This window comes from Methylobacterium sp. A49B, from assembly GCF_053346215.1.
On sequence record NZ_JBKFBO010000080.1, the window covers coordinates 12,886 to 31,462 of the forward strand.

The following is an 18,577-nucleotide window of genomic DNA, read 5'->3' on the forward strand; positions in this document are numbered from 1 at the left end:
CGTCTCTCACCGGCCGACGATCTGGTTGAGCTGTTCGAGGGAGCGCGTGGCTTCAGAGCGCGTCAGCAGGAAGAACGTCAGGTACAAGAGCACCGCCGTCGCGAAGGCCGCGATCACCACCAGGCTGATGGGTGTCTGCCACGCGACTCGGTGTGCCTTCTGAACAATGCCCTCGGACTTGAAGAGCGACAGCGGCTCGGTGGGGCCGCGCTCCGTGCGGATGACGTCGTGCAGTTCCTTGATGACCGCCTCAAGCTGAACGCGGCCATTGTGCATGGCTCGGTAGCGGCCCTCGTAACCGAGATTGAGGCAGAGATAGAGGAACTCTAAGAGGTCGATGTACCGGTTCGGCTCGGTCATCAGCCGCGCGAGGATGACGAAGAACTTCTCGCCGCCCCAAGTCTCATTGTGAAACGTCGCGAGCAGGCTGCGCTCCGACCAGTTGGTCTCAAGCCCCCAGGGACTGTTCATCACGGCCTCGTCGAAGGCCGAGCAGAGGCAGTAGCGGAGGGCGAGCACGCTCACGCGGTCATAGCCGAGCCGGTGCAACTCAAGCTCGATCGACTCGATCTCGATGGTGGAGCGGCGATGCAGCGTGTCGACGTCATCCAGATGGCCGAGCGTGGCGATGCGCAGCATCAGGGCGATCAGGCCGGCACTGGCGTCGGTCACGCGGTTGAGGCTGCTGCCGCGGATCTCGAACGGGATCGGCCGCTGCGGCTCAACCTGTGGCACTGCGGTGAGATCCTGAGACCGCGCCGCGAGGGCGTTCGGATCGGTATCGAAGAGCGCCCGCGCGTCGAATTCCGACGCGCGGGCGAGGGCGCGATCGGTCATGACAGCCTCCCGTCCGTTCGACCACGGATCGCCCAGAACTGCATCTCGAGGTCGGGGAAATCGCCGGCGATATGAAAGGCGAAGCCGCTGGATTTGAGCAGATCTTTCCAGCCAACTGAATTATTGTCAAGTATAAAATAAGTATATCCTGCGTGATACGGGAGCTGTCTCGGTGCGGTCGGCATCGGTTGCAGGACGACACCTGGAAGATGTGACTGAACCAGTTCCCGGATCTTTTCGATCGACGAGACTTTGACCTGCGAGGGAAACGTCTTGGCGAGCCGGTCGAGGGGAATGGCGGCGCGCACAGCCAGCACGAAGGCGCAGGTGCGGATCATGTCCGGATCCGCCAGAGGCGCAGTCAAGACCCCGAATTTGTGCCTGTGCAGGTCGAGGACGATCGCATTGGGCTCCAACATCGTGGTGAGCGAGCGCCGCAACGACCGGACCAAGGGGTCGAAGCAATGTTCCGGCATCTCGTGGTTGTACGGCGGCCAAGCCTCGGGCAGTCGTTGCTCATGGGTGAAAGTGGCCAACTCGCCGGCACAAGAGGCGAAGACTTCGTAAAGTCGTTCAGGATGAACGCGCTTGATAGTTGACAGATGCCTGAATATCGGTTGCCACCGGTTGATTGTCTGGAGAAGCAAGAATTCGGCGATCTCCGCAACGCCATTCTGGCTCAACGAGCCGAGCCGGCCCGCGATCTGCAAAGCGCGCTGGTGAAGCAGGCCGGTAAAATCGTCGAGGACACGGGTCAGCTGCGGGATCGCCTCAAGGCCGTAGCTCGTCGGCATGAAGGATGGGTCGAGGCGGATCGACCCGTCCGACTGCTTCTCCTGCACCCGGCACACCGGGAGATAGGCGAAGGACGAGCGGTCCTCCCGCCCGAGCATCAGGCGCATGTTGAGCTGCGTGACTTCGATCGAATAGGGCTCGGCGTCGTCGCTCGATACGTCGTTGGCATCCTGGCCGGCGATCCGGTACCGGGCCCCCCTCGCGGTGGTCTCACCGGTCGGAATCTCGGGCAAACCGCTCACCACAAGGGGCGCGGCCAAGTAGACGATCTCGTTGACGACCGTCACCGCGGAAAGATCGAGGGCGCCAGGCGCCGGTGTCTCGCCCGGGATCTCGAACACCGTCCGATCCGGAAGGATTCCGCTCGCGCGCACGATGTCGATCTTGCCGTGAAGCAGAGTTTCCGTATTCAGTTCGATCTGCTCGAAGCCCACTTGGTAGGCGCTGAGTGCGTCGCCGCGCCGCCGGGCCACGTATTCGTGGTAGCGCTGCTGCTGCTGCAGATGCTGCGGCTTGATGAACAGGCCGTCCGACCACATCACGGCATTACGAAGAGACATTATTTCCTCGATGGAAGCTGGCGCATATCCTGCCGCTCAGCGATGCGTTTGGATCGCGACGTTTCGGCCCCTGATCGCGACGACGATTTTGTAAGTCTCACCTTTGGGCTTGATCGCATCCAGACTACGCCAGTTGATGTGGTCGATATCTTTGTAGCCGACCGCGACGCCGAAATTCGACGTCTCCTCTTCAATTTCCCAATCCTCTATGACTTTGGAATTTCCAGGTTCGACTTGTATTTCCTTATGGGTGACATAAGAAGTCCCGAGCGCATCCTTGGGTGATGCCGAAAGGGTGGCGAAATCCAGAGTCCTGAGACGCGTGTCGTCGGAGAGCTGGAACAGCCAGACATCGACCGGCGCCGCCTGCCCGAACGCGTTCTTGTTGGCATCTTCCTCGACATAGATGGCGATCGTCGCCTTCGAGGGCTGATCTTTCGGCGGCCCGATGGGCATGTCGGGGTTCAACATGATCTGCCCGATCTTGGTCGCGCCCTGGATCGTCTGCAGCGGCGTGCAGGCGGCTAGGCAGCCGACGACGACGGAAAGCAGGAGGGCGCGAGGCGGCGTCACCCGTCTCATGGTTCATTCTCCTGCCGAGAGCGCGCGCATCTCACGGTCGTGGACCTGTCGGAAGACTTCCCAGAACAGCCGCGCGAGGCCGCCCTGCCGGTCGGACGCGATTTCCCGATAGTAATGTTGGTACATTCCCCAATGCCACGCATCGAGGTCGCCGGTTCGCGGAACGTGACCTTTGTATTTGAGAAAGCGTCTGGCCAGAGTGACCGGAGACAGGGCTGCAAAAACAGCTTTCAATGCCGCCTCGGTCGCGGCCGCGGCGGCAGCTTGATGGTGTTCGATGCTGACGATGCTCTCGCCGATTGCCGTCTTCGCTGAGAGGTGTACCGGGCTGTGAACCAGAAACAGGTCCCGCACGGCCTCGTCCGCATCCCCGGCCAAGCGGAGCGGGTTGTCCTCGATGGCGTGGAGATGGGTGTCACTGGCCAGCACACCCGCCGCGCTCCGGTCCTGGCTCAACCTCCGCAGCCCGTCGATCGCCGTCCGTAAGGCCTCGCCGATATCGGCGGCCAGACGGTCACTTTCGGGACCTGTCAGGGATGTGACCGGAAGGCCGAGGGCCGCACAGAGGGGCCGCAGGACCACATGATCGACCAGATCGTCCCGTGCGACCTCACGCTCCTCCGCGAGCGGGACTTCGCCGAGCCAAGCGTCGCGGGCAGATACCTCGTCCGGACCGCGCGCAGCGTGGGCCTTGCGATCCCGCATGTTATTCTCGAGTTCGCCGAGATAGCTGTCCAATTCATCGCGGATCCCGGCCAGCGGGAAGTCCAGCCGACCGTGCTCGGCAGCTTTCATGGAAGTATCCTTCACCCGTTGCGGTGCGAAATACGCCGAGGTCGGCAGCAGATCGTCAGGGCTTTCCGGCCGTGGCCCCTCGATGGGGCGGCCGCGGACGTACATCTCGAGTCCGGCCGCGCTGGTGTCCCCTTCCGGAGGACTTTCCCGGTTCAGAGCCGCAACTGGGTCGGAGGTGACAGGATCGCCCCGACGGACCGTCCGGTCCGAGAGGAAGGAGAGAGGATCCTTGTCTTCCTCGCTCTGCTTCAATCGCGCGCTGAATGGATCGAGCCCATGCTGCGCCACGAGGGTCTCATCCAGAAGGTTGCGGTGCTCCTCCTCCTCCCGGCGGGGATCCACGATCGACTCGACGGAAATGAACTTCCGTGCCCAATCCTCGGACTTGGCAGCCCTGCTCGCCTCGTCGACCTGCTGAATGAGGAAGGCCGTCATGTCGAACCGGCCGATCGAGAGCCTGTCCGCATCGGAGATCCGGAAGGGCTCGCCTGGGCCGAGTGCTCGGACCGAATGGTTCACCCGGACACCGCGCGTGCTCAGCGACTCGACGCAGAATTGACCATCCGCCTGGAAGACCCGGGCGTGGTGTCCGTCGACGGTCTGCTGCCGGTCGATCAGCGTCCAGGTACAATCCGCCGCAGAGCCGATCAGTCCCCCGTCCGCCGGGAAGACCATCGATGACCGGGTGCCACCTTCGAGCAGCGCCGTGTTGTCCACGACAAGAGTGAGGAAGGTCGTCATCCTCATGCCCTCGCCGTGATCACGACGACCCGTTCCTCGTCACGCCGTCCGTCGCCCAGAAAGCTCGACCAGCCGAGCCGGCCAGGATCGTCGCGCGTCAACGTGATAGGCTGGGTGGCACGGGGACGCAGGCACAGCTTGAAATCGTAAGCGAACTGATCGCGGAGCATGAATTCCACGAGGTTGCGGAGCGGCCGATGCTCCTGTCCGCGAGGCAGGAAATCCCGGAAGCGCCCGTCGTCGAGATCGTGAATGACCACCCGGATCTTGCCCTGATCATCGGGGGCGCGATCGCCGGAGATGGTTCCCTCGCCCAGGCGGGAATTGGCGGCGCCGAGGCCCCATTTCTGGTGCTCTGGGATCGGCACCCGGCGTCGCACCCATTCCTCGATCGAGACTCTTTCGAGCCTAAACGTGTGTTGGATGATGGTGGAAAGCACGGCAGGCGAGCGGTTCCGACTCGCCAAGACCCCGGCAAAGCACAACAGCCGTGGCCAATAAATGCCTGAGTCGGACCTCAACCGTGCATCATAGAGGCCGAAGAGAGAGTAGATTCCCCGAGAGAAGTCATCCTCCCCGCCGGGACGGTAGCGCATGTAATACCGATACTTGCGCCAACCGCGATGGAGAAGGCCGATCAGACGATTGTGAAAGAAGTTGAAGAAATCTGTCAGCACCGATCCCTTCGGATCGTAACCGGCGATCTGCTCGACATAATAGGAGGGCAGCGGCGATCCCGAACCGTGAAGCCCGAGGAAGGTGACAGTGATCACAAAGCACGGCGGCGAATCCGCCCGCGCACCGTCGCAGGCCGGGTTGAGCAGCCGCATGCTGGCCACGTCCGAAAGTGGAAAACCCAGGCTATGATCGACTTCAAAGATGATCCTTTCCTCGGCTGGCCGGAGATGCGTGCCGACCTCGCGTCCGTCGTCGAGGGCGTCCTGGATCATCTGCACAAGGCGATAGAAGGCGTAGGCTGGAGCCCGTGCCTCGGCCTCGGCGCGGATCAGATCAACGGCTGACGGCCGATTGTCGCTGGCCATCTATAAATCTCGCCGTTGTTCTCGCCGCGCAATTCCAATTCGTGAAACGAGTTGGTGGTCGTGCTGATGGCGATGAATTCCTTGAGGATGCTACCGAAGAGGTACATCTCCCCCTCTGACTGGAAGCATGTCTCGTCGAGCGTGAGGATTGAGCGGATTCCGCGAATTGGGCGCCCTTTGAACAACACGTCCACCGGCCGGGTGCTCAGGTTACGGATGCCGCCGAGACGCAGACGCGCCGCCCGCTCTGCCTGCCGATCGGTCAGCGTTCGGTAGTCGTAGATCTGCAGGATCACACCGAGAGCGTTCTTATCCAGCAGCGACATATAATTGAGCGACAGATTGGAGATAAGGTTCCAGTTCAGCGCTCCATCGATCGGCGGATAGACTGGTGCCGTCGGCCGGGTAATGTTTGAGAATTCGATAAAGGATGGACTCGAATCGGTCGCGAGGTCGATGTCGCCGATGGCCAGTTCGACCGCCCTCGTTCGGTTGAAGCAGGTTAGCCGGATGCTCATCGCCTCTTCAGCAGGCACCGCCTGTTCGCCATCATGCAGTATGAAGGTGATCGCGTGCTCGAATCCGGCCTCGTTTGCCGCCGCCGTGAGGCGTTGACGGTAGTAGACCTGCTCTCGCCGAGAGGCCATTTCGACTTCGTGATGGAACGATTCGAAAGCAGGGTAGGCGCGCTCGATCTGGAAACGCCTATCCTTCTCTGAAGCACGAAAGCCGACGACATTGTCGATGGAAAAGATTTCACAGGCTGCGTGGTCATTTCCGGACGGCCTGACCCGGTATTGTACTTTGCGATGATCGACAGCGATTGGCTCAGCGTCGATCTCGAACAGGTTGACGGCAGGCGAACAGAACAACCGTACATTGTCGGCGCGTAATTTCACATGGGCCGGCAGTGGCCGCTCGAACTCCAAGTCCAGCCCGAACTCCTCAGCCTCGCTGCCCGCCGTGGCCGCCGCGAGCCCGTCGATATCGACACAGTGGAACTTGTCGGGAAAGACGAAGAACTCCTGGAGCAGCCGATAGGCATCGAATGCCGTCGATGCGCTGGGTAACAACGTTTCGTCGACGGCGAAGCCACCGGCCCGTACGCTGGTATTCGGCAACCTCACCCGCCGCCCGTCCGGTGTCGTGACGTGCAAGGCCAGGAGATAGCGTAGGCACCAGAGATATAGCGTCTGCGCGACGATCGCGTCACCCGTGAACCAAAGGCGCAAATCTGAAAAGTTGACGCTGCCTACCGTGCGTTCGCTCAGCATCGCGAAGCTCAAGGCAAGCTGAGATCGATCTTGCGTACGGGTATGTGTCACGTCGGTCAGTTCGACCGGGTAGACAAGGCAGTCCGCCGTCGTGCGAAAGTCGCACGATCTACCCTCAATCGGCCGGGCGCGCATCGCCATCCCCCGCGGAATGACATGGGCTTCGGTGATCGTGCCGCGGATCGGCCGGAATTGCATGAGGCAGGTCGGAGGGAAGGGCCGGAGGAAGTTGGGCCACAGCAGCTGCACGAGCGAATGTGTGAGTTCGGGCAGATCGTCTTCGATCTTTTCCCTGACGCGTGAGGTCAGGAACGCAAATCCCTCCAGCAGCCGCTCCACGTCCGGATCCGTGCTGCTCTCAGAAAGATATCTCGAAAGTTTCGGGTTCAGGCGCGAGAATTCCTTTCCGGACTCTCGCAAGTAATTAAGCTCATCGTGAAACAGGCTTGGCATCGATCTGACACTCAACTCAAGATAAAGCGACGGTTGTTGTTCAAGCACAGATCGAATTCAGCGGAGGATTCGGCTTCAGCTTTGCCGATGCGCGCTGTGATGCGGAAGCGCAGGCTTAAGGGCTCGTCGGTTGCGGCGATGTAGCCGACCCGTACATCAGCGATCCGCGGCTCGCCCATCGCGATGCAACCGCGGATCGACTCGGCGATCTGCCGGATCATGTCGTTGGAGCGGACCGCCCCGTCGTTCATATCGATGATGCCCAACCCGGGGTTGGCAGCTGCGCCGCCCGCGCGAAGGTTGAGCACGCGGCCGAGATTGCTTTTGATCGAAGCGATCTGCGCCCCATCGACGTCCAGTCCGGAGAGGTGCCCAATATCCTCCTCGTCCGCCACAAGGCGATCGAAGAGGCTTCCGTTCAAGTTACGCAGGCGTGATGCCGATGCCGCCACAGGTTTGCGTGAGATCATAGTCAACCGGTGGGCCGATGCGGGAGGGGAGACGGAGTTAAACCCGGACACAATGCGGCTGCTTATCAAGCCGTCGTCGTGGCATCAGATTTGTCAAGCTTGCCAACGAGCGACAATTCAAAATTCGCACCCATGTATTTGAAATGCGGCCGAACCTTCAGCATCACCTGATACCAACCCGGATCACCTTCAACATCGCTGACTTGGACGGTCGCATCCCTCAGGGGACGGAGCGACCGAACCTCGGAAGGCGGGTTTTCCTGATCGGCAATATACTGGCGCAACCAGATATTGAGTTCACGCTCAAGGTCCGCCCGCTCTTTCCACGAGCCAATCTGCTCGCGCTGCAAAACCTTGATGTAATGAGCGAGCCGGTTGACAATGAAGAGATAAGGAAGCTGTGTGCCGAGCTTATAATTGGTCTCAGCCGCTTTACCTTCCTTGGTCCCGGGAAACCGTTTCGGCTTCTGGATCGTGTTAGCCGAGAAGAATGCCGCGTTGTCCGAGCCTTTGCGCATGGTCAGCGCAATGAAACCGAGTTCGGCCAACTCGTATTCTCGGCGGTCGGTAATCAACACCTCAGTCGGAATCTTGGCCTCAATCTGCCCCAGCGACTCGTAGACGTGAATAGGTAGATCATGAACCGCACCACCGGACTTAGGTCCAACGATATTGGGACACCAACGATATTTCGCGAAACTGTCCGTTATACGTGATGCCAAGAGAAAAGCCGTATTGCCCCATAAATAGTTCTCGTGATGTGAAGTCACATCTTCGTTGTATGCAAAGCTACGTACGGGGTTGTCGATGGGATGGTAAGGCTGGCGGAGAAGAAATCGCGGCCCGGTAAGGCCGATATAGCGGCTATCTTCACTCTCTCGCAACGCGTTCCATTTACGATACCGGGGCCCTTCGAAGACCGAGGCCAGATCGCGGACATTGGGGAGTTCGAGATAGCTATCGATTGCAAACATCTGCGGAGCGGCTGCCGCAATGAACGGAGCATGCGCCATAGCCCCTACGGATGCTGCGTACTGAAGGAGCTTAAGGTCCGGGACGGACGGCCCAAAATCGAAATTCGCAATTATCGCGCCAACCGGCTCGCCGCCGAATTGACCATATTCTGAGGAGTATACTTGTTTGTATAGACCGGATTGCACTACTTCCGGCGCATTCTCAAAATCGTCGAGCAATTCCTGCTTTGAGATCGACAACAATTCAATTTTTATATTTTCTCGAAAATCGGTCCGATCGACCAGAATCTTAAGGCTACGCCAAGCCGCCTCTAACTCTCGGAATTCCGGGTGGTGCAGGATTTCGTCGACCTGCGCGCTGACCTTCCTATCGATTTCAACGATCATTCGGTCAACAAGAAATTTGTTGATCTTCTGACTATGTTCATCCGATTTCAAAAGGTCAGCGATAAATACCTGCACGCCCATGCGCGCAACATCGTACCCCTCCTCTCCTGGATGGATCCGAGTTTCCTCCATAATCTGCTCCAGTAGGGATTCAGACCCGCTCGGAATCCTCTGGGATGACGGTGCTGAAACCAGAGTTTCCATGATGGCCTCTTGAGATCGTATCGGACAAATGGAGGTCACGTGAATATTGTGCAATTGTGCACGGCGCTACTCAGGCAGATTTAGCCCACCCGTATCGATATCGGGACGCTACGACGCTGTTCCGATATCGATCAGAGACGGACTTTCGCTTGGACGGCATCTTAGGATGCGTTCGAATCACCCTGATAAAGGGCTTCCAGCTCGGCAATCAGGCGGCTTCGGCTCTCCTCGTTTTCAAGGATTTGCTGCATCCGCTTACGAAATGCCGGCATATTTCCCAGCGGCCCCTTCAGCGCAACCAGCGCCTCGCGCAACTGCATCATCTTCATGAGCTCTGGCACTTGTTGAACCAGGGAATCCGGCTCGAAATCCTTAAACGACTCAAATTTCAAATTAACGCTCAGATCTGTGCTGCCATTTTGCTCATCGAGTACGTTACGGACAGCAATTTCCTTTTCGATTCCAAATTCGCTCATGATTGTCGAAAGGGTGTTTTTATCAACATTGACCATTCTTCGCTCTTCGACGGGAGTCGTATCCCCTTTCCCGAGGAAATTTCCGAGCACAACGAGCTTGAGCGGCAATTCCGCCTCAGATATTTGCCCCATTGTCGCCGGAACATATCGAATATTAATACGTTCTTTCGGAGCAATGGAACCTTCTCTTTCGTTCATCGCGTCATTCCTTCAGTGGTGGAGGTGTAACAATCATCCCTCAAAAAATCAGCTCATCTACGGCTGTCGTTATGCTTCTTGCGGCCTTCGATAGTGTTTTGCGAGAATTTTCTAAATTGCTTGAATTGTTGTCGGCCCAATTTTGGCAGCAGAGTATGTTATTCTCGCGGACAATATATTATTCTATTCTCTATATCGGTGCTGATTTATATATATCTACAGTATGTTTATCTGCGGCACAGTGCGGGCTGGCTTTTTGATCATAAATCATATGTTAGGTTGAGTCGCAATAAGGCAAAATTAGAAAAAAACGTTCTCTTGATTCCCTTTTGCGAGTTCATAAAGAGGGCAGATCAAGAGGATAAGTTCAATTGACATCTTATGTTCATCGGATTGTCTTAGTTTTTATTTACAGCTGCTGCAGTATATCGGTATGCTTCATTGCCGACTATGTTAAACCTGACGGATGATTTTGGATAGTCTACGTCAATAGTTCCTAAGACGCCCAGCTAGTGTATTCTGTGATCTACGTTCGAACTTGGTTCAATCTATTCAAGCTGGCATTGCCGCGCCCAGATCCGCTTGGCTTCTCTCGGTTCGCACCGCTTCCACAGTCTTCTGAACTGCACCGGGCTTTTCGGAGTTTCTCTCGGTTACATTACGCCATTTCGGCGGTCGAATACCGCCAAGGTACAATAGCTCAATCCTTTCCTCATGATCTCATTGGCTTGTCGGAGTTCATCGTTCTCGCGCTCCAGCGCATTGATGCTGTTGCAGTTGTCAATGGGCCGCTCGCCAAGATCAACGCACTCATCGTCAACATCTCGACCGGCCTCGCGCCGGCCTTCGGCTACAGGTTAGGCTATGTCGCCGGCTGATCCAGTAGTATTCGGCCTGCCGATCGCCTTCGCCTCCAGCACGTTGTTCGTGAATTTCGTCAGCTTCGGTGGCGGGGTGCTGATCTGATGGCCGGGGTGTTCGACACCGCGACCGAGGTGCCGGGCTATGAGGTGCCGGGCTGGAAGGGCGCCGAGCCCGTCTCGGCTCGAGCAACTACTCCGCTCACTTCAGTATAACTCCTTCGATCAGGCGCGAGAGTAGGGCGTGGCATTCCCTCATGGCCAACGATCTGTGCACGGAACGAATCGTCGGATCACGCCGAGATCGGGTGTTGCTGGTCCCAGCAACCAACATCATCTCGCCATCACATTACAAAGCCCGCCGCGTCCTGAAGCGCGGCGGGCTTTTTCATGCCCGGATGCTGCGTCTCACCGCGCCCCGCTCGTCCGGCGGCTTCGCCGCTCCGCCTTGCGGGTCGCGGTCTCGCGCAGGTGCTGCTCGATGGCGTCGTTGGCGCGGCCGCGCATGTGGCGGATGGCGTCGACGTCGTCGAAGGTCTCGGGGAAGCGCCGCGACAGCCACAGATAGGCGCTGGCGAGCTTCACGGTCCGCTCCTGGTAGTCGAGTTCGCCCGCGAGGTTGCCCCGCAGCGCCGGGACCGTGAGGCCGGTGGCCCTGGCCTGGCACCAGCGCTCCAGGAGGCCCATGGCGATCTCGTCGCGTCGGTCGATCGGGCAGACCGAGAAGGCGAACTTCTCCTCGATCGGCAGCCGCGCCCGGTCGACGATCCGGGCGACGTCGAGCACCTCCTCCAGGGCCGAGGGCTGGAACGGCGAGCCGGCGTAGAAGGTCGCCCGGGCGAAGTGGGTCAGCACCTCGTGCAGGCTGTGCGTGCGCATCTCCTCGGCCACCGAGCGGATCGCCCCGAGATCCGGGCGGACGAAGAAGCGCGTGTCGGCCGCCGGCGCCGTCGGCGCGCCCGAGAGGGCGGTGCGGATCGGCTCGGCGGCGTACGGGTCGGTCGCCGCCACGTAGCCGACATCCTGGTGGCCGTAGCGGCCGGCCCGGCCGGCGATCTGCCGGATCTCGGAATGGGTCAGCGCCCGCTCGGCGGTGCCGTCCCACTTGCGCACCGCCGAGAACACGATCCGCTTCAGAGGCCCGAGGTTCAGCCCCATGCCGATCGCGTCGGTGGTGACCAGCACGTTGGCCTCGCCGGAGCGGAAGCGCGCGGCCTCGGCCCGGCGGACCTCCGGCGACAGGGCGCCGTAGATCGTCGCCACCCGGTGGCCGCGGGCGACGAGGATCTCGCGGTTCTCGTGCACGGCCCGGCGGGAGAAGGCCACGACCGCGTCGCCGGCCTCGACCTTCTCCAGCGGCACCGGCTCCTCCAGCAGCAGGAGCGGCGACTTGCGGGTGAAGGTTATCACCTCCAGGGACTCGTTGGCGGCCTCGGCGGCGCGGCGGACATACGAGAGCGCGTCGTCGGAGCCGCAGACGATCACGGTCCTGGCGGCGACGCCGAACAGCGCGTTGGTCCAGGCCCAGCCGCGGTCGGGGTCCGACAGCATCTGGATCTCGTCGATCACCGCCACGTCGATCGGCCGGGTCAGGTCGGCGGTCTCGATGGTGCGGGCGGTGTGGGTTGGGTTCGCCTCGCCCAGCACCTCCTCGCCGGTGATCATGCCGGCGCGCAGGCCCCGCTCGCGCAGGGTCTCGTAGTTCTCCAGCGCCAGCAGCCGGAGCGGCGCGAGGTAGGCTCCGGTCTCGGCCGCCGTCAGGTGCTGGAGCGCCGCGTAGGTCTTGCCGGAATTGGTCGGCCCCATGTGGAACAGGATTGTCCGGTTGAGGCGCCGGGCGGCGGTGAACCGCTCGATATAGGCCCCGAAGCCGACCTGATCGCGCAGGCGGCGCAGGCGCGAGCCCTCGCGCGCCACCGCCTTGGCGTGGCGGCGCACGGGGGTCAGCGTGTCGTTGAGGCCGCGGGCGAGCTTCGGGCCGTAGGTGAAGACCCGGGACCGGAGCGACCGGTCCATGTGGGCGATGTAGGCGGCGGCGTCCGCCCCGACCTCGCGCAGGTCGACGAGGAGCTGCGCCCGCAGCCGGTCGACCGGCTTGTGCAGGGCGCGGGTGGCCTGGAGCGCGGTGCGCGCCACCGCCTCGCGCAAGGCGTCCAGGCGGTGGGCCGGGTCGTTCCGGGCGGCCATGCGGGCCAGGATCTCGGCCGCCTCCGGCTCGGGGGCGATGTCGAGGCGCAGGTCCAGGCGGCCGTTGTCGAGGAGCGGGATCTCGGTGCGGATCAGCCAGGTGATGCGGTGGTCCTTTGTGACCACGGCCCGGAGATTGGGGATCGCCTTCCGGATCGCCGGGATGCCGGTCTCCGCGAAGGCCCGAGCCGCCTGCATCTCGCGGAGCGCCCGGGCGACGCGGTCGTCCTCCACCTCGGCGCCGTAATCGGGCAGTTCGAGCTGGGCGAGCAGCCGGTCGAGGTCGACCGCGTCCGGCGCGAGGCCGAGGCGGCCGAGGGAGTCGATCAGGCTCTCGATCGTCGGGCGGAGACGCTTGCGCGCCATGCGGTCACCTTCGGCAGAAGCGTCTCACGCCAACCCGGACTGTGTCGGGCGCGTTCCGGATCCGATCCATGCGCCGGACCGCGCCCGGGCGCCACTCCGAACCGTCCTTGCGAGCGCGGCGAAGCAACCCAGCGTCGCGCCACGCTGACAGATGTCGCGCTGCCCTGGATTGCTTCGCTGCGCGCGCAAGGACGGGATCTCACGGCCGCTGCGCCGCCGCGGCGAGCCAGCCGCAGAAGGCCCGCACCGCCGGATCCTCCGCACGCGGCTCGGGGACGTAGGTGTAGTAGCTCCGCGCCGGCAGGGACGGGCCGGCGAAGGGCAGAGTGAGGCGGCCGGCGGCCACGTCGTCGGCGATCAGCCGCTCGGGGCCCATGGCGACGCCGAGCCCGTCGAGGGCGGCCTGGAGCGTCAGGTAGAAGTGCTCCAGCGTCACCGAGGCCTGCGGCGTCAGGTCGGGCACGCCGGCTTCCCGCAGCCAGTCCGGCCAGACCCGCTGGAGCGTCGCGGCGTGCAGCAGCGTGTGCCGGCGAAGATCCTCCGGCCGCGCGAGCGGCAGGCGCTGCAGCAGCGCCGGGCTGCATACGGGAATGCGCCGCTCGGACAGGAAGGCCTGCGCGATGTGGCCCGGACGGCTGTCCGGACCGCCCCGGATCGCCACGTCGAACGGCTCCGCCAAGCGTGCCAGGGGCACGTTCGAGGTGGTCAGCCGTACCTCGATCGCCGGGTTGGCCACCTGGAATCCGGACAGGCGCGGGATCAGCCAGCGCAGGGTGAAGGTGGCCAGCGCGTTCACGTGGAGCAGGCGCGGCCGCCCGCGCTCGGCCTGCCGGGCGGTGGCCAGGGCGATCCGGTCGAGGGCGGCGCCGATGTCGGTGGCGTAGGCCGCCCCCGCCTCGGTGAGGGCCACGCGCCGGTTGTGGCGCGCGAAGAGCGGCAGGCCGAGCCACGCCTCCAGCATCTGCACGTGCCGGCTCACCGCGCCGTGGGTGACCCGCAGCTCGTCCGCCGCTCGGGTGAAGCTGCCGTGCCGGGCCGCCGCCTCGAAGGCCTTCAGGGCGTTGAGCGGCGGCAGGCGGCGGTGCACGGGTCAGGTTTCCTCACGCGAGCGTCAGCATAAGTCGTTTGTCAGCCACCGACCAGGGCGCCATGCTGCTTGGCAACCACGAAGGAAGCTGGATGTCCGTCGCGTCCGATCTGACCGCCTCGTCCGAACGGGCCCCCGTGCCGGAGGCCCGGCGCACCCTGGCGGCCGCGGGGGTCAACCACGCCCTCCACGACGGCTACACGGACCTGATCTACGTGCTGCTGCCGGTCTGGCAGGCGGAATTCGGCCTCGACTACGTGGCCCTGGCGTTCCTGCGCTCCCTCTACAACGGCGCCCTGGCGGCCCTGCAGATGCCGGCGAGCCGCCTCGCTCAAGCGTGGGGCGCCAGGACCGTGCTGGTGCTCGGGACGCTGCTCAGCGCGGCCGGCTACGCGATCGCGGGGGCCTCGGGCGGCCTCGTCGGGCTCGGGATCGGCCTCCTGCTCGGCGGCGCGGGCAGCAGCACCCAGCACCCCCTGGCCTCGGCGGTGATCGCCCGGGCCTACGGTCCCGGCGCGCGGGGGCCGCTGGGCACCTACAACTTCACCGGCGATCTCGGGAAGGCGGCGGTCCCGCCGCTGGTCGGCCTGCTACTGACCCTGACGGGCTGGCGACACGCGCTGTGGGTGATCGCCGGGGCGGGAATCGTCGTGGCGCTGGCGGTCTGGCGGTTGCTTCCGCGTGAGCCGGCATCACACGAGGGCCCGGCAGCGTCCAAGCGGGTGGCCCATCGGGCCACCGGCGGCGCGCGGAGCCCCACGGGCTTCCGGCTCCTCGTCGCCATCGGCATGCTCGACAACGCCGCCCGGCCGGCCTTCCTGCTCTACCTGCCGTTCCTGCTGCAGGAGAAGGGCGCGGCGCTGACCACCGTGGGCCTCGCGCTGTCGCTGGTCTTCGTCGGCGGCGCGCTCGGCAAGGCCGTGTGCGGGCGCCTCGGCGAGCGTCTCGGCGTGACGCGGACCGTGATCCTCACCGAGACCGGGACGGCGCTGGCGATCCTGGCGGTGATCGTGCTGCCGCTCGCCCCCGGGCTGATCCTTCTGCCGGTGCTCGGCGTGATGCTGAACGGCACCTCCTCGGTGCTCTACGGGACGGTGCCGGAACTCGCCCCCGGGGGCCGCGTCGAGCGGGCCTTCGCGGTGTTCTACACCTGGACGCTCGGCGGCAGCGCCCTCGCCGCGCCGCTGCTCTACGGAAGGCTCGGCGACGCGGCCGGCCCGCACTGGGCCGCGGTGGCGTCGGCCGGGACGGCGCTCGCCGTGGTGCCGCTGATGCTGGTCTTGGCGCCGCGGCTGGGGGCGGAGCACCCGCACCGGGCGTGACACGCGCCCTCCGCACGGATCACCCGTCATCGCGAGCGCAGCGAAGCGACCCAGGGCAGCGGGACCTATTGGCAGTGTGGCGCCACCCTGGATTGCTTCGCTGCGCTCGCAAGGACGGAGGCGTCAGGCGCTCCCGAGGGCGCTGACCCGCACCGCCTCCGACCGCCCGTCCACCGCGACGTCCCGGATCGCCTCCGGCGCCACGCGCGCCGCCCGGTAGACCGCCTCCGATACCACCGCCACGCAGCCCAGCGCCTTGGTCAGCCCCTGCAGCCGGGACGCGACGTTGACGGTGTCGCCGAGCGCCGTGAAGCGGGCGTCGGTGGCGTCGCCCATCGCGCCTACGATGGCCGGGCCGGCATGGACGCCGATCCCGTACCGGAGGGTGTGCTCCAGGTCGGCCGCCAGCAGGTCGTTCAGGGTGTCGACCGCCTCGGCGATGCGCTCCACCGCCCGCAGGGCGTCCCGGGCCGCCGCCTCGGGCTCGCTCTCCAGGCCGAACAGGGCGAGCAGCCCGTCGCCGAGGAACTGGTTGGTCGAGCCGCCCGCCTCGCGCACGGCGTCGCCCACGGCGCCGAGGAAGCGGTTGATGATGAACACCGTGTCGTAGGGCAGGCGCTCCTCGGCGAGCCGGGTCGAGCCGCGCAGGTCGACGAACATCGCCACGATGAACCGCTCCTCGCCGGATTGGGCCCGGTCGAGGAGGTCCGCCTGCCGCGCCCGCGGCTGCGGCGGCAGGAGCGGCACCACCGCCATGTCGGTCTCGGGCCGGAACTGGCAGGCGAGGCGCACCCCCGGCCCGGCGCCGATGCGCTCCAGGACCGAGCGCTCGGTGCGGCCGGGGCTGGGTGCGCCGTCGCTGCCGTCGGTCACGCGGATCCGGCAGGTGGAGCACCGGCCGCGGCCGCCGCAGACGCTGGCATGGGGGATCCGGTTGCGCCGGCTCGCCTCCAGCACGCTGGTGCCCCGGGGCACCCGCACGATCCGGCCGTCGGGGTAGCTCAGCCGGATCGTGCCGCGCTTGACCTCCGCCAGCGTCCGCACGCCGCGCGCCGCCACGACCGCCGCCACCAGCCCCGCATAAGTCCCCAGCATCCCGTCCCGGATGGCGGCGAGCCGCGCCACCTGATCGGGCAGCCCGACATGGACGGGCCGGAGGGCCTCGGCCCGCCACGCCGGATCCTGCGCCAGGGCCAGGATCATCCGGCCGCCCTGCGCGAAGCCCAGCAGCGCCAGGACCGGCACCAGGACGGCGAGCGCCAGCAGCCAGGGCGCCATGCGCCCGAAGGCCGGCTTCAGGCGCAGCCAGAAGTGCAGGCCCATGCAGCCGTGGATCCAGGCGACGATCAGGACGGCGACCTGCATCAGGCCCAGCGGCGGCGCGGCCACCCAGAAGGCGTAGAGTTCCTGCGCGTAGCCCTTCTCGAGCCCCTCGGTGGCGAAAGAGACCCGCGTCCCGACGATGTGGCTGATGAGCAGCGGCGGGATCAGCAGGCCTGAGACCAGCTGCAGGGTCTCGGACGGCCGCCAGCGGAAGAAGCGGGCCGCGTAGAGCGCCTGGAGCCCGAGCACGAGATGGACCAGAAGCGCGCCGTAGAGCAGCGTCAGGCCCAGCGGGTTGAGCCAGACAACCGTGACGACGTCGAGGCCGTCCTCCATGGCGTCGAGGGAGACGTTGCCCAGGGCGTGGTTGACCAAGTGGGTCAGCACGTAGCCGAACAGGATCAGGCCGCTGCCCAGCCGGAGGCGCCGCAGGCTCAGGGGGCTCCGGGTGGCGGGCGCGGCCGCGCGGTCCCGCGCGCCCGGCTCGGCGGAGCGCAGCGTCGCGATCGATAGGGTCCGCATCATGCTGGGAGGTCCGCTGGGATCGGCCGCTTGCCCGCCTGTTTGGCGCTTCTCGTACCAGCAAGACTTCGACCGTGTCGGATTTATTTCACCTCGGCGGCGCGAGGCCGGTCCGCGTCGGCCAGGTTCGGGTGTCCGCCCGCGAAGGCGGCCCAGAACTCCCGCGTCAGCGCCTCCGGCGCCTGGGCGTAGCGGGCCGAATGGTGGAACGGCACGGCGCGCCGCACCCCCGCGTCCCGGGCCAGCGCCCCGGCGCGGGCGGCGGTGAGGTGCCGGGTGCGCGCGGCCGCCGCCCGGTCGGCTTCCCGGAACACGGCCTCGATGAACAGCGTGTCGGCGCCGGTCGCCAGGGCGCGGATCCGGTCGACGTTGTCCGGCGTGTCCGCCGTGTCGGTGACGTACGCGACCTTCTGGCCCGGGCCGACCCGGAAGAGGTCCGCGACGAGGTCGCCCAGGGGCAGGGTCCGGCCCTCGGCCACCGGCACGGCGGTCTCCGGCGGCAGGCCGCGGCGCGCCGCGCGCTTGGCCGCGCCGAGCCAAGGGCCCGGCACGAGGCCGAGCCGCTCCAGCGCCCCCTGCCAGACATTCACCCGCACCGGCTCGACCAGCGCGAAGGCAAGCGACGGGATGCCGTGATCGAGTCGCACCGCGTCGATCCGGAACTCCTCCTCGGTCAGCACCCGGCCGGGCCCGGGATCCGTCGGCGCGACCGCGCGCTCGGCGAACTGCTCCGGGGCGCGGAACTCCGCCGCGCGCACGAGGCGGGTGCCGTCGAACTCCTCGACCCGGATGCGGAAATCCGGCGTGTGCGGCCCGAGCAGGTTCCACGTGTAGGCGTGGAGGCGGTGCGCGACCCGGGCGATGAACCCCTCCGGCCCGACGAGGCGCAGGGGCAGCGGGCGATGCAGGCAGATCCGCAGCAGACGGTCGAAGCCGGCGAAATGGTCCATGTGGGCGTGCGACACGAAGACGTCGCTCACCCGCATCAGCTCGCGGGCCGAGAGTGACGCGACGTCGCCGAGATCGAACAGCAGGGCACGGCGCGCGTGGCGGAAGTCGAGATGGACGCCGGGATCCGAGAACGGGTCGTTGACGAGGCGGGCCTGGACGAGGTGGGGCAC

The 18,577-nt window shown here is 64.6% G+C and carries 15 protein-coding genes; 2 read left to right on the top strand and 13 right to left on the bottom strand.

What is annotated here, in order from left to right:
• Nucleotides 1-6 precede the first annotated feature (6 nt).
• From icmH to tssB, 9 genes are all read right to left on the bottom strand, one after another.
• Complete coding sequence (icmH, locus tag ACLBX9_RS09910; protein ID WP_447718810.1) at nt 7-837, bottom strand: type IVB secretion system protein IcmH/DotU; 831 nt, start codon at nt 835-837, stop codon at nt 7-9.
• A complete protein-coding gene (gene tssK / locus ACLBX9_RS09915) occupies nt 834-2,192 on the bottom strand; it encodes a type VI secretion system baseplate subunit TssK (protein WP_447718811.1) in 1,359 nt (452 codons plus the stop codon). The genes icmH and tssK overlap by 4 nt, the downstream gene beginning before the upstream one ends.
• A 36-nt stretch (nt 2,193-2,228) precedes the next feature.
• Entirely contained in the window at nt 2,229-2,774 is a 546-nt protein-coding gene (gene tssJ / locus ACLBX9_RS09920; protein ID WP_447718812.1) for a type VI secretion system lipoprotein TssJ, read from the bottom strand.
• 3 nt (nt 2,775-2,777) lie between these two features.
• Nucleotides 2,778-4,310: a type VI secretion system-associated FHA domain protein TagH gene (tagH, locus tag ACLBX9_RS09925; RefSeq protein ID WP_447718813.1), complete on the bottom strand. Its 1,533-nt coding sequence runs from the start codon at nt 4,308-4,310 to the stop codon at nt 2,778-2,780.
• A gap of 2 nt (nt 4,311-4,312) precedes the next feature.
• Complete coding sequence (gene tssG / locus ACLBX9_RS09930; protein ID WP_447718814.1) at nt 4,313-5,353, bottom strand: type VI secretion system baseplate subunit TssG; 1,041 nt, start codon at nt 5,351-5,353, stop codon at nt 4,313-4,315.
• The gene (tssF, locus tag ACLBX9_RS09935) at nt 5,317-7,080 is read right to left on the bottom strand and encodes a type VI secretion system baseplate subunit TssF (RefSeq protein WP_447718815.1); all 1,764 of its coding nucleotides are present in this window, start codon (nt 7,078-7,080) and stop codon (nt 5,317-5,319) included. Before tssF ends, tssG begins: the two co-directional genes overlap by 37 nt.
• Before the next feature lie 11 nt (nt 7,081-7,091).
• Complete coding sequence (gene tssE / locus ACLBX9_RS09940; protein WP_447718816.1) at nt 7,092-7,550, bottom strand: type VI secretion system baseplate subunit TssE; 459 nt, start codon at nt 7,548-7,550, stop codon at nt 7,092-7,094.
• 65 nt (nt 7,551-7,615) lie between these two features.
• The gene (tssC, locus tag ACLBX9_RS09945; RefSeq protein ID WP_447718817.1) at nt 7,616-9,115 is read right to left on the bottom strand and encodes a type VI secretion system contractile sheath large subunit; all 1,500 of its coding nucleotides are present in this window, start codon (nt 9,113-9,115) and stop codon (nt 7,616-7,618) included.
• A 161-nt stretch (nt 9,116-9,276) separates the two neighbouring features.
• Complete coding sequence (tssB, locus tag ACLBX9_RS09950) at nt 9,277-9,789, bottom strand: type VI secretion system contractile sheath small subunit (protein WP_447718818.1); 513 nt, start codon at nt 9,787-9,789, stop codon at nt 9,277-9,279.
• Between the two features lie 728 nt (nt 9,790-10,517).
• Between tssB and ACLBX9_RS09955 the strand changes: the two genes are divergently transcribed.
• A complete protein-coding gene (locus tag ACLBX9_RS09955; protein ID WP_447718819.1) occupies nt 10,518-10,667 on the top strand; it encodes a hypothetical protein in 150 nt (49 codons plus the stop codon).
• A gap of 390 nt (nt 10,668-11,057) precedes the next feature.
• Here ACLBX9_RS09955 and ACLBX9_RS09960 read toward each other — a convergent pair whose 3' ends face one another.
• Together ACLBX9_RS09960 and gcvA are read right to left on the bottom strand one after the other, a co-directional pair.
• A complete protein-coding gene (locus tag ACLBX9_RS09960; protein ID WP_447718820.1) occupies nt 11,058-13,202 on the bottom strand; it encodes a helicase-related protein in 2,145 nt (714 codons plus the stop codon).
• Nucleotides 13,203-13,401: 199 nt separating this feature from the next.
• Entirely contained in the window at nt 13,402-14,289 is an 888-nt protein-coding gene (gene gcvA / locus ACLBX9_RS09965) for a transcriptional regulator GcvA (protein WP_447718821.1), read from the bottom strand.
• 92 nt (nt 14,290-14,381) lie between these two features.
• On the opposite strand from gcvA, the gene ACLBX9_RS09970 reads away from it, so the two are divergent.
• Complete coding sequence (locus ACLBX9_RS09970; RefSeq protein ID WP_447718822.1) at nt 14,382-15,611, top strand: MFS transporter; 1,230 nt, start codon at nt 14,382-14,384, stop codon at nt 15,609-15,611.
• 123 nt (nt 15,612-15,734) lie between these two features.
• Here ACLBX9_RS09970 and ACLBX9_RS09975 read toward each other — a convergent pair whose 3' ends face one another.
• Both ACLBX9_RS09975 and ACLBX9_RS09980 read right to left on the bottom strand, forming a co-directional pair.
• Nucleotides 15,735-17,459 (bottom strand): adenylate/guanylate cyclase domain-containing protein, encoded by a 1,725-nt coding sequence (locus ACLBX9_RS09975; RefSeq protein ID WP_158169041.1) that lies wholly within the window; start codon nt 17,457-17,459, stop codon nt 15,735-15,737.
• 80 nt (nt 17,460-17,539) lie between these two features.
• Nucleotides 17,540-18,577, bottom strand: a complete 1,038-nt coding sequence (locus ACLBX9_RS09980; protein WP_447718823.1) for a ribonuclease Z — start codon at nt 18,575-18,577, stop codon at nt 17,540-17,542.